The sequence below is a fragment of the Pseudomonas sp. P1.8 genome (assembly GCF_001269805.1).
Classification (GTDB): domain Bacteria; phylum Pseudomonadota; class Gammaproteobacteria; order Pseudomonadales; family Pseudomonadaceae; genus Aquipseudomonas.
This window is the reverse complement of record NZ_LHVM01000014.1, coordinates 159,446-171,034: the sequence shown is the minus strand read 5'-3', so window position 1 is coordinate 171,034 and position 11,589 is coordinate 159,446. Positions and strand designations below refer to the sequence as shown.

The following is an 11,589-nucleotide window of genomic DNA, read 5'->3' as shown; positions in this document are numbered from 1 at the left end:
ACCTTCGCGAGCAGGCTCGCTCCTACAGTAGGTTGGCGCTTATCATTGGCGCATGTTCAACCCCGCTTACGAGACCGCGCATGACTTTCGATTTTGATCAGGTGTTCGACCGCCACAACACCGGCAGCACCAAATGGAGCCGCTACCCGGCCGATGTGCTGCCAATGTGGGTCGCCGACATGGATTTCGCCGCGCCGTCGGTGATTGTCCAGGCTCTGCAAAAACGCCTGGAGCACCCGATGGTCGGCTACAGCGTGGCTCAGGACGATCTGCGCGAAGCAATCGTCGCCGATCTCTGGAACAAGTACGCCTGGCGCGTCGAACCGCAAGAGCTGATCTTCCTGCCGGGGGTCGAGTCGGGTTTCAACATGGCGCTCAAGGCGCTGGTACAGGCACAACAGAATGTCGTCGTGCAGGTTCCAAACTATCCGCCACTGCGCCACGCGCCAGGTCATTGGGGGCTGAACAAGGTCGAGCTGAGTTTCGATTCGCAGCCGGACGGCACCTATGCCACACCGTTGGCGACGTTGAGCGAATCCTTGCAGGGCGGCGGCGGCGCGCTGCTGCTGAGCAACCCGCACAACCCGTTGGGCAAAGCCTTTCCCCGGGAAGAACTGCAAGCCATCGCCGATATCTGTCTGGAGCACGATGCCTGGATCATCTCTGACGAGATTCACGCCGAACTGTGCTTCGACGGCCGCACACACATTCCGATGGCCACGCTAAGCCCGCAAATCGCCCAGCGCACCATTACGCTGATGTCCGCGAGCAAGGCCTACAACATCGCCGGTCTGAAAACCTCGTTCATGATCATCCAGGACCGCCACGTGCGCGAACGCGTCAACCACGCCCGTTGCGGCATGGTCGACAGCGTCAACCCGTTGGGCATGGAAGCCACTCGAGTGGCTTACAGTGAGGCGGCTCCGTGGTTGGCCGAGTTGAAGAACTACCTGCAAGGCAACCGCGATTATCTGGTTGACGCCGTGGCCACCCGTTTGCCGGGCATCACCATGAACGTGCCGCAAAGCACCTACCTCGCCTGGCTGGATTGCTCGGCGCTGGGGCTCGACGACCCTCAGCAGTTCTTCCTGGAACAGGCCAGGGTCGGCTTGAGCGCCGGGCTGGACTTTGGCGATGACTGCAAGCAGTTCGTGCGCCTGAACTTCGGCTGCCCGCGTTCGCTGCTGGAGGAAGGTATTGCGCGGCTGGAACGTAGTTTGCGTGACCTCAAGGGCTGATTTCTTTGCAGGAGCTGGCTTGCCAGCGAAGGCGTCCAGCCTGACACACCGCGTCGCCCGGTTCGCCAGCAAGCCGGCTCCTACGCAATCGTGGCCTGCCACATAACCTTGTAGGAGCTGGCTTGCCAGCGAAGGCGTCCAGCCTGACGCACCACGTCGCCCGGTTCGCCAGCAAGCCGGCTCCTACAGATCGAGTTTTACCCACAATCCTGCACACCGCGTTTCTACAGGGTTCAGAACATTTTCGGATTGTCAGAATCCAACCGAACTCCGGACAAAACGCCAGGGTCAACCCTTTGACTCCTCAGCCTTGAATCCGGAGATTGATGATGAACGACTATCCCAAACCGCCCTTCCCCAGGCAGCAGCAGCCGGTTCCCGGTGACCAGCAGAAAATGGACCCCTATCCCGACTGTGGCGAGCAAAGCTACAAGGGTTCCGGTCGGCTGGAGGGCAAGATTGCCTTGATCACCGGCGCTGACAGCGGTATCGGCCGCGCCGTGGCGATTGCCTTCGCCCGGGAGGGTGCCGATGTGACCATCGCTTACCTCAATGAACACGAGGACGCGAAGGAGACCGCGCGCTGGGTCGAACAAGCAGGCCGTCAATGTTTATTGATATCCGGGGATCTAGCGCAAAAGGAGCATTGCCAGGCCTTGGTCGAAAAAACCGTCGAACGTTTCGGTCGCATTGACGTGCTGGTCAACAACGCCGCGTTCCAGATGACCCACGAAAACCTCGAAGACATTCCCGACGAAGAATGGGTGATGACCTTCGACGTCAATATCACCGCCATTTTTCGAATCTGCCAGGCCGCGCTGAAGTATATGAAGCCCGGCAGTTCGATCATCAACACCAGCTCCGTCAACTCCGATATGCCCAATCCGACATTGCTGGCCTACGCCACAACGAAGGGCGCGATCGCTAATTTCACCGCCGGTCTTGGGCAAATGCTCGGACCAAAGAACATTCGCGTCAACAGCGTGGCTCCAGGGCCGATCTGGACACCGTTGATCGTCTCGACCATGTCTGAAGAAACCATACAAAACTTCGGTGCCAACACATCGCTGGGGCGCCCGGGCCAGCCTGTGGAAGTCGCCCCGATCTACGTGCTGCTAGCCTCCGATGAAGCCAGTTACATCACCGGACAGCGCTACGGTGTTACCGGGGGAAAACCGATGCTGTAACACCGCCGAAAAATTTGAACCGGTGATGGCTTCCAGTGCTCAACACCGTATAGGTCCTGATACCTGGAGGTCGTCATGTCCGCACCCCTTGTCAAACTGTTCACTCAACCGAACTTCGCCTGGACGGATATTCGCAAGGAAGAGGAAGCGCACCCGCGTCATTACCTGGCACATTTGCTGATCCTGGCGCTGATCCCTGCCGTGTGTCTGTATATAGGCACGACTTACGTCGGCTGGAGCCTGGCCGAAAACGAAACGGTACGGCTCAGCCCCCGTAGCGCCTTGCACCTGTGCGTCATGTTGTACCTGAGCATTCTGGTGGGCATCGCGGTAATGGGTCTGTTCATCCGCTGGATGTCTCGCACCTTCGAGGCGCGGCCGACGATCAATCAATGCATTGGCTTTGCCGCCTACACCGCCACGCCATTTTTCCTTGCCGGAATTGCGGGTCTGTACCCCAGTCGATGGCTGGCAATTGCAGTACTTGCCGCGGCATCGGCGTATTCGACGTTCCTGTTGTTTATCGGCTTGCCGACCTTCATGCACGAGCGCAAGGAGCAAGGTTTGCTCAATTCGGCGTGTGTCTGGGGCGTTGGTTTGTTGGTCCTGGTGACGATATTGGTGACGATGATCCTGATGTGGTTCAACGTGCTCACCCCTGAGTACTTGCGCGCTACCGTCGGATAATGGGCTTCACGGCCTGGGTGGCGGTGCTGGGTGCGGTGTTGCTCACCCTTGCGCTCACATCGTCCTACCTGCGCTGGATGCCGGTGACCACCTCGGCGGTGTGTCTGGTACTGGGCGTGGTCATCGGACCGGCCGGGCTGCAATTGCTCACGCTCGATATCAAGGATGCGGCTTTCTGGATGGAGCATCTGTCCGAGGTCGCGGTACTTTTTTCACTGTTTGTCTGCGGTTTGAAACTGCGGCTGAACCTTCGCGACCGCCGATGGAGGGTTGCATTCACGCTGGCCGGGCCAGTGATGGTGCTGACCATTGCCGGGGTCAGCGTGTTGCTGCATTTCACTTTTGAATTGCCGTGGGGGCCGTCGTTGTTGATCGGGGCAATACTGGCGCCTACCGACCCGGTGCTGGCGTCACTGGTGCAGGTCAACGACGCCAAGGATTATGATCCAGTTCGATTCGGATTGACGGGTGAGGCAGGCCTCAACGACGGCATTGCATTTCCCTTTGTCATCCTTGGTTTGCTGTTTATGCAATCCAGCGGCAGCCCGCAGGCATGGCTTGATGACTGGGCATTGAAACGGCTGTTATGGGCAGTACCCGCAGGCTTGCTGACGGGCTACTGGATGGGGCGCGGGATCGGCCGTCTGACCCTGTTCATGCGCATCAAAAATGCTGACAGCACGTTCTCACCCAATGATTACCTGGCTCTCGCCCTGATTGCTTTGGCCTATGTCGTGGCCGAAACGATCCAGGGCTATGGATTTCTTTCGGTGTTTGCCGCTGGCCTGGGGTTGCGTCAGGCCGAGGTCAGTTCGTCGGGTGACGCCCACACTCCGGCTGAGCATCTGGTTCAACCCGTCGTCGGTCATCAGAATGTCGAGCCTGAAGCCGCTGTGCACGGTGATGTGGAAAACCTCGAAGACAGTCAGGTCGCAGCCGGGATCATGATGGGCGACATGTTGTCGTTTGGCGGCTTGGTGGAGCGATCCATGGAAGTGTTTCTGGTCACGTTGCTGGGCGTGGTGCTGATTGCACACTGGGATTGGCGGGCACTGGTGATCGCGCTGGTGTTGTTTGTCGTGATTCGCCCGCTGGTTGTGCTGCTCATGCCGTGGGGCCGGTTGATCAATGGCCCGCAGCGCCTGCTGATTGGCTGGTTTGGTATCCGTGGCATCGGTAGCTTTTATTACCTGTTCTATGCCTTGAATCATGACCTGCCGCCTTCGGTCGCCACGTTATGTGCCGACATCACGCTCTCGGTCGTAGCGCTGAGCATTTTGGTGCATGGCATCAGCACCCAGCCGATGCTTGCTCGCTACGAGCTGCACAATCGCCCTGTCATTTCATCGCCTGGGCAATGATCTCCACCAGATTGAGTTGCGTGAACGGTTTTGAAAGCCGAGGCAGATCGGCCGCAAACCCCTCAAGGCGTTCGGCGTAACCGGTCGCGAGGATGATTGGCAACGCTGGTTTCATCAGACGGATGGCGTGGGCCAATTGCTCACCACTCATCTGCGGCATGGCCATGTCGGTGATGACCAGATCGATATCGGTTTCGCTGGCGAACACTTCGAGCGCCCTGGCACCGGAAAGGGCGCTGATGACCCGGTGTCCCAGGTCTTCCAGCAACAGGCTGGTGCTGGTCAACACCAGGCTGTCATCGTCCACCACCAGCACGCACAGGCGTGGCACCGTGACGGCAGCTTCCAGTGCCGCGGGTTTGGCGACTGACTCACTGGTAGCGACCGGCAACCAGAGTTCAGCGGTCGTCCCCAGGTCTTTCTGGCTCTTGAGGATGAAACGCCCACCCAGTTGCTCTATGTAACCGTGGACCATTGACAGTCCGAGCCCTGTGCCTTTGCCGACACCTTTTGTGGTGAAGAACGGGTCCATCGCAGAAGCCAGCGTCTCCTCGTCCATGCCCTCCCCGGTATCGGCAACACTCAGACAAACATAACGTCCCACCGACAGCGAAGACACACGGCTGTCTGCAGCGTCTTCCGTTCGGGCACTGATCAGGATTTTCCCGCCGTGGGGCATCGCATCCCGGGCATTGGTCACCAGATTGAGAACGGCCAGTTCCAGCTGATTGACGTCAGCGAGCACTTGCTCAAGATCCCGTGGAAAGCGGGTTTCAACTGTCACAGATGGCCCAAGGGAGCTGCGCAACAGGCCGGAAATGCCTTCGATCAACGCTGGCAGCTTTACCGGTTCGGATTTGAGTTCCTGACGTCTGGCGAAGGCCAGCATTCGCTGGGTCAGGGACACACCTCGCAAGGCACCCTGGGTCGCATTGTCGATCAATCGGATGATTTTCGAATCGTCCGTGACCCGTTTGCGCACGATTTCCAGGTTGCCGAGGATGACCGTCAGCAAGTTGTTGAAATCGTGTGCAATCCCGCCACTGAGTTGGCCGATGGCTTGCATTTTCTGCGACTGGAACAACGCTTCGCGCGTTTTCTCCAATGCTTGTTGAGCTTGCGTGACTTCGGTGATGTCCCGGGTAATCTTGGCAAACCCGAGCAAGGTCCCGGTTTCGCCCCAGATCGGGTCCACGACCACATGGGCGAGGAACCGAGTACCGTCTTTACGCACACGCCAGCCTTTGTTTTCAAATCGACCTTCGCGAACGGCGACCTCCAGGGTGCGTTGCGGCTCACCGGCCTCGCGATCTTCGGGGGTGTAGAACATCGAAAAGTGCTGGCCGATGACTTCCTCGGGGAAATAGCCCTTGATGCGCTGCGCCCCCGGGTTCCAGTTGGTCAGGCGTCCATCCGGGGCAAGCATGTAGATCGCATAGTCCGTCACGCTTTGCACCAGCAGGCGAAACTGTTGCTCACTTTGCTTGAGCACTTCTTCGGCCATTTTCCGGTCGGTCAGATCCCGGGTGATCTTGGCGAAGCCCAGTAACGTGCCCGACGAGTCGCGTATCGGGTCGATCACCACATGGCACCAGAAATGCGTGCCGTCCTTGCGCACCCGCCAGCCTTCCCCCTCGAATCGACCTTCGCCAAGCGCGGTGTCCAGCGCCCGTTGAGGCAACCCGGCACGGCGGTCGTCTTCGGTATAGAAACGCGAGAAATGCTGTCCCAGAATCTCGGCTTCCTCATAACCCTTGAATCGCCTGGCGCCCGCGTTCCAGCTGGTGATGATGCCGTCCGGATCAATCATGTAGATCGCGTAGTCAATCACTGCATCGATCAGCAGCTTGAAACGGCTGTCGTCGATGGCGGCTGCCTTGGATCGATCTTCACTCATTGATTGCGTCGCCTGGATGTTTGTGTGAAGTATGCGACAAACCGGTGATTTGGAAAGTGCGAATAACGACGTACAGAACCTGGAACGGCAATTTTAATCCTTGTTGTCGCGGTCACTCGGTGTCTAGACAGAACGTTGAACAGCTGACGTTCGGTATGTTTTAAAAGCCCTTTACATCGCGGGATAAAGAAGCGTCGGTGCGATTGACCACCAACGGGGCAATAACTGCTTGACCTTGCCTTCTCCAAACCGGTCGTCTATCAACATCACCACCCCTTGATCTTGCTGCGTCCGGATCACCCGACCTGCAGCCTGAACCACTTTTTGCACACCGGGATACAGGTAGGTGTAGTCGTATCCTGCACCAAAGATCGCCGCCATCCGATGCTTGAGCTGCTCATTGACCGGATTGAATTGTGCCAGACCAAGCGTTGCGATAAACGCGCCGATCAGCCTCGCGCCGGGTAAATCGATGCCTTCACCGAACGCGCCGCCAAGCACCGCGAAACCGACGCCCTGGCCATCGGCGCTGAACTGGTCGAGAAATTGTTGGCGTTGCTCTTCGGCCATCCCTCGGGACTGCGACCATGCCTTGATGTGTGGATGAGTTTGCGCCAACAACTGCGCCACTTGCTGCAAATAATCGAAACTACTGAAAAATGCGAGGTAATTACCGGGAAGTTCGGTGAATTGCCTGGCGATCAGTTCCACAATCGGCCCGAGGGATGACTCGCGGTGAACGAAGCGTGTGGAAATCTGGTTAACGATGTGCACTTTCAGTTGATCGGCGTGAAAGGGCGATTCCACATCGATGCATACCATGTCCGCTGGGGTCCCCAACAAATCCGCGTAATAGTGCCGGGGGCTGAGGGTCGCGGAAAACAGCACGGTACTGCGCGCAGCAGTCAGGCGTGGGCGGATGACGCCGGCGGGCACCACATTGCGCAGGCACAGCGTCGAAAGTGGGCGCTTGCGCTCGAGATCGCGCTTGCTGATATCGAACAGGAACTGCTCATCGAACAACTCGGCCACCCGGCCAAATTGCAGCATGTCGAAATAGAAACTTTGCAGGGCGCTGTCGAGCCCTTGGGGGTGATCGTTCAGATAGTCGCCAATGCTGGCGCTGCACGAGGACAATGCCTGCAGCAGTTTTTCCGGGGCCTTGTCATAAGCCTGATAGGTGCCGGTTTGCTGGTTATGCAGCGCATTCCATTCGCGATTGACCCGCTGCAACGGCTTTTTAAGCACTTCTGGCGCGTTTTTTCGGACGCCATTCAAGGTCCATTGATCAAGGCTGGCGCTGTACATCTGGCGGCCGCGCTCTACCAGGTTGTGGGCCTCGTCGACCAGTACCGCGACTTTCCAGTTATTGGCCTGCGCCGATCCGAACAGCAATGCGGTGAAATCGAAGTAGTAGTTGTAATCGGCAACCACGACGTCTGCCCAGCGTGCCATTTCCTGACTCAGGTAATACGGACAGACATCGTGCGCCAGGGCAATCTTGCGCAATCCATTGTGGTTCAACAGGCTCAATTGACTCGCCGCCTGACGCGCCGCCGGCAGACGATCATAAAACCCGCGGGCCAGTGGACAGGATTCGCCATGACAGGCTTTGTCCGGGTGTTCGCAGGCCTTGTCCCGGGCAACCATTTCCAGAACCCGTAACGGTGGTGCGCCGGCGCCTTCAAGGATGACCTGCGCCGCGTCCAGGGCCAATTTGCGTCCGGGAGTTTTCGCCGTGAGGAAGTACACCTTGTCCAGTTGCTGTGGCGCCAGGGCCTTGAGCATCGGAAACAGCGTGCCCACGGTTTTGCCGATCCCCGTCGGGGCCTGGGCCATCAGGCAGCGCCCGGTACTGACGGCCTTGTACACCGATTCAGCGAGGTGACGCTGCCCCGGTCGAAAGTCGGCATGGGGGAACGCCAATTGTTGCGCGGCCCGATTGCGTCCTTCGCGATGGATCATTTCCTGCTCGGCCCACTGCAGGAATCGCGCGCAATGCGCCTCGAAAAACTGTTGCAGCTCATCGGCACTACAGGCAGCGACCAGGCAGGTTTCCTTCTCGCTGACGACATCGAAGTACACCAGCGCCAGATTGATCTGTGGCAGATCGAGTTTGCGGCACATCAACCAGCCATAGATTTTTGCCTGGGCCCAATGCAGCTGGCGGTGGTTGTCCGGTTGTTTGCTCAAGTCGCCACGGTAAGTCTTGACCTCCTCGAGGCAGTTTTGCGCCGGGTCATAGCCGTCCGCCCTGCCCTTGACGGTCAATGTCTGAAAATATCCTTCCAGGGAGACTTCGCTTCGATAGCCTTCACTGCGACGTGACGCCACCGTGCGATGCCCGACAATGCCTTCCAGCGCCGTCGGTGAAGGGGTGAAACGCAGATCGAGGTCACCGGCCTTGGCGGTGAATTCACACAGTGCCCGTACCGCAATGCTGTAGTTCAAGCGCCTGGCTCCGACCATCGCACATAGCAGACGGCGATAGGCATCTGGTGTTCATGGCAAAACTCAAGCCAGCGAACCTGGTTGTCCTGCAATCGATCACCAGGCCCCTTGACCTCGATCATGCGGTAGGTCTTTTCCTGCGGCCAGAACTGAATCAGGTCCGGCATGCCGGCGCGGTTGGCTTTGATGTCCTGCAACAGGCGGTTGAACCAGTGCTTGAGGTGCTCGGCGGGCAAGCAGTCCAGAGCCTGATCGAGCAATTCTTCGCTGAGCACGCTCCAGAACACGAACGGTGACTGCACGCCCCACTTGCCGGTGTAGCGTTCGCGTATGGTCTGGCGGTAGCGCCCGTCGTCGAGTTCAGCGAGACATGCCTGGAACAGTTGCGCCCGGCGCTCATGGAAGTCTTCATTGAGCAGGTCCACGGGCCCGCGCTGGAACGGGTGGAAAAAAGCCCCCGGCAGCGGCGCGAAAATCGCCGGCCAGCACAGCAACCCGAACAATGAATTGATCAAGCTGTTTTCGACGTAATGCACCGGCGCCATTCCTTGCGACAAATGCGCCTGAACATGGAACTCCACCGACAACGCGGGCTCACTTCTGGGCAACTGCAGATCCAGGCGTTGCATTGGCCGAGGTGAGGCGCGTTTGATTGGCGGCCCACCGAGCTTGCGTCGTAATCGGGGCAGTACACGGAGCAATTGCTGGTGTTCGGCGGCACTTTCCGGCGCTTGCTCGGCCAGCGTCGCCTGTTCCAGGGCCAACTGGAACTCACCGCAGCGTTCCAACACCCGAATCAGCCGTGAACGCGCCCCGGGATAGCTGCACTTGCGGTACAGGTTGAGGGCCGTGGAGAAGTCCGCGATGCGTTCACAGTGTTGGGCCATCTGGAACAGCAGCTTGGCGCGTCGTCGTTGCAGCCATGGGTTGTCCAGCACCAAACCTGAAATCCGTTCAACCACTTCGTCCAGCGCTGCTCCTGACTCGAACTGTTGCTGATATTCGTGCAGCAGGACACAGGCATCCACGTCCGCGCGGTTACGCAGGCCCCTTGACTCGGCACAGAACTCGACTTTTTCGTAGATATAGACACCAAGGTCGGCGAGCACGAACTCTGACCAGTCCTGATAAAGATTGCCAAAAAACATCAAGCGCAGGCGATCGCACAGGCTCATGATGGTCAGGCTGAACAGGCGCTCCTCGAGTGTCGGGCACCAGTCGGTGAAACGTTGCGCCTGCGGGAACCGTTCGCTCAGTGCCGGCAGCCAATCGCTTTTCCTTCCTTTGGGCTGGTCGATGGCCATGCTGAAACACTGAAGGATCTCGGCCTTGAGTAGCACCTCGAACAGCGTTTCCATCGATAATGGCGTGTGTTCATCAACCCACCCCATTTCGAGCAATGGTTCGACCGCCGTAGCGATATCACCGATTTCGTCGTAATGCAGTTTGCTCGCCCTGAAGTGAATGCCCTTGCGCATCACCATTCTGACCAGCAGTGCACTCGTCTCACGGGGCAACCGTTTGAAGTCGCGAAGGAAGGACTGCTCCTCGACGCTCAGTACATCGGCGTAACGATGCTCAAGCCAATCAAGCACTTGCATGAAGTTATTGAGGTAATAGAACGGATCATCAAGAGGATGTGCGGTCACGTTTGATCGGGCCCAAGGCTTACGAGTACTGGCTATCCATACAGATACCAGTTTCCCCCCGCCCGATGCAAACGGAAAAGGATCAATGGCAGCACAGTCCGCTATATTTTCAGGACGGTAGAACTTTCTGCCAATCCGCCGCACCAATCGCGATAGCGGTGCAGCGGATCGGACCGATCCCGCTGTTTCCTTAACGCATGCGAGGTGAACATGAACATCAAGACTCTGGGCTTGCCCTTGGCGGTAGCGGCTTTTCTGGCACTGGCCGGATGCTCGACACCCACCGTCGTGACCCTGCAGAACGGCACCCAGTATTTGACCAAGGACATCCCGAAAACCAAGACCAAGGACGGCTTTTACGAGTTCGAGGATATTTCCGGCGCGAACGTAAAAGTCCGGGCCGATGAAGTGGCCACGATTCGGCCGGAAGAATGAGGCTACGGGACGCAGGTGAAGCCCAAATGATAAAGCCATTTTTGGCCTCCCTCCTCGCCGCCACAGCGTGCGCGACAGTGAGCCTTTGTGCGGTAGCCGCCAAGCCTGCGCCCACCTTCAAGACCAGTTTCGACTGCGCCACGGCCCGATTACCCGTGGAAAAGCTTGTGTGCCAGGACGCTCGACTGGCACAGATGGATCTCGAACTGTCGCGCCTTTATCTCCTGGCGCTCACGGACCAACGTTCCGTACCGCCACCGGACAAGGTTGAGGTAGATCAGCGGTTCTGGATTGCTACCCGCAACCAGTGCGGTTTCGAGGCAGATCCCAAGGCTTGTACGATTCGCAGTTATGCCGAGCGGGCCCATAAACTGCGCCAGGGTTCGGCCATTGCGCGAACCAAGGACCCCAGCAGGCTAACCGAGGGTCCCCTGGCCTTCCGTTGCGCAGGTTTGAACGCTCTCGTTGCAGCGACATTCTTTACGGTCCAACCGGGCGTGGTGTTTTTGGCATGGGCGAACAACTCGATCGCCCTTGCCCAGGCACCCGGCGACCCGGGTGGCCAGTTCACGGGGAAGGATGCCAGGGGCATTTACAGTTTCTGGCAGAACGGCAGCGACGTACTGTTGCAGATACCCGGCTCAAGGCCGATGAGTTGTACGGTCGAGCCCACGGGCTGATCGA

Annotated in this window: 9 protein-coding genes; 6 read left to right on the top strand and 3 right to left on the bottom strand. The window is 58.4% G+C overall.

What is annotated here, in order from left to right; genetic code table 11:
* Positions 1–80: 80 nt before the first annotated feature.
* From AD668_RS15285 to AD668_RS15270, 4 genes are all read left to right on the top strand, one after another.
* Positions 81–1,238: a MalY/PatB family protein gene (locus tag AD668_RS15285; RefSeq protein WP_053160175.1), complete on the top strand. Its 1,158-nt coding sequence runs from the start codon at positions 81–83 to the stop codon at positions 1,236–1,238.
* Positions 1,239–1,567: 329 nt separating this feature from the next.
* On the top strand, positions 1,568–2,425 hold the full coding sequence (locus AD668_RS15280; protein WP_053160173.1) for an SDR family oxidoreductase: 858 nt from the start codon (positions 1,568–1,570) through the stop codon (positions 2,423–2,425).
* Between the two features lie 75 nt (positions 2,426–2,500).
* Positions 2,501–3,112, top strand: a complete 612-nt coding sequence (locus AD668_RS15275) for a Yip1 family protein (protein ID WP_053160171.1) — start codon at positions 2,501–2,503, stop codon at positions 3,110–3,112.
* Positions 3,112–4,473 carry a sodium:proton antiporter gene (locus AD668_RS15270; RefSeq protein WP_053160169.1) on the top strand — a complete coding sequence of 454 codons (1,362 nt, stop codon included), beginning with the start codon at positions 3,112–3,114 and terminating at the stop codon, positions 4,471–4,473. The genes AD668_RS15275 and AD668_RS15270 overlap by 1 nt, the downstream gene beginning before the upstream one ends.
* On the opposite strand, the gene AD668_RS15265 is transcribed toward AD668_RS15270, so the two are convergent.
* From AD668_RS15265 to AD668_RS15255, 3 genes are all read right to left on the bottom strand, one after another.
* Positions 4,451–6,370, bottom strand: coding sequence for a PAS domain-containing sensor histidine kinase (locus AD668_RS15265; protein WP_053160166.1), 1,920 nt, complete (start codon positions 6,368–6,370; stop codon positions 4,451–4,453). The genes AD668_RS15270 and AD668_RS15265 overlap by 23 nt on opposite strands.
* A 171-nt stretch (positions 6,371–6,541) precedes the next feature.
* The gene (locus AD668_RS15260) at positions 6,542–8,821 is read right to left on the bottom strand and encodes an ATP-dependent DNA helicase (protein WP_053160420.1); all 2,280 of its coding nucleotides are present in this window, start codon (positions 8,819–8,821) and stop codon (positions 6,542–6,544) included.
* Positions 8,818–10,470 (bottom strand): VRR-NUC domain-containing protein, encoded by a 1,653-nt coding sequence (locus tag AD668_RS15255; RefSeq protein WP_053160164.1) that lies wholly within the window; start codon positions 10,468–10,470, stop codon positions 8,818–8,820. The genes AD668_RS15260 and AD668_RS15255 overlap by 4 nt, the downstream gene beginning before the upstream one ends.
* Before the next feature lie 210 nt (positions 10,471–10,680).
* Between AD668_RS15255 and AD668_RS15250 the strand changes: the two genes are divergently transcribed.
* Positions 10,681–10,905 carry a YgdI/YgdR family lipoprotein gene (locus AD668_RS15250; RefSeq protein WP_053160162.1) on the top strand — a complete coding sequence of 75 codons (225 nt, stop codon included), beginning with the start codon at positions 10,681–10,683 and terminating at the stop codon, positions 10,903–10,905.
* A gap of 26 nt (positions 10,906–10,931) precedes the next feature.
* Positions 10,932–11,585: a hypothetical protein gene (locus AD668_RS15245; RefSeq protein ID WP_053160159.1), complete on the top strand. Its 654-nt coding sequence runs from the start codon at positions 10,932–10,934 to the stop codon at positions 11,583–11,585.
* Positions 11,586–11,589: the final 4 nt, after the last annotated feature.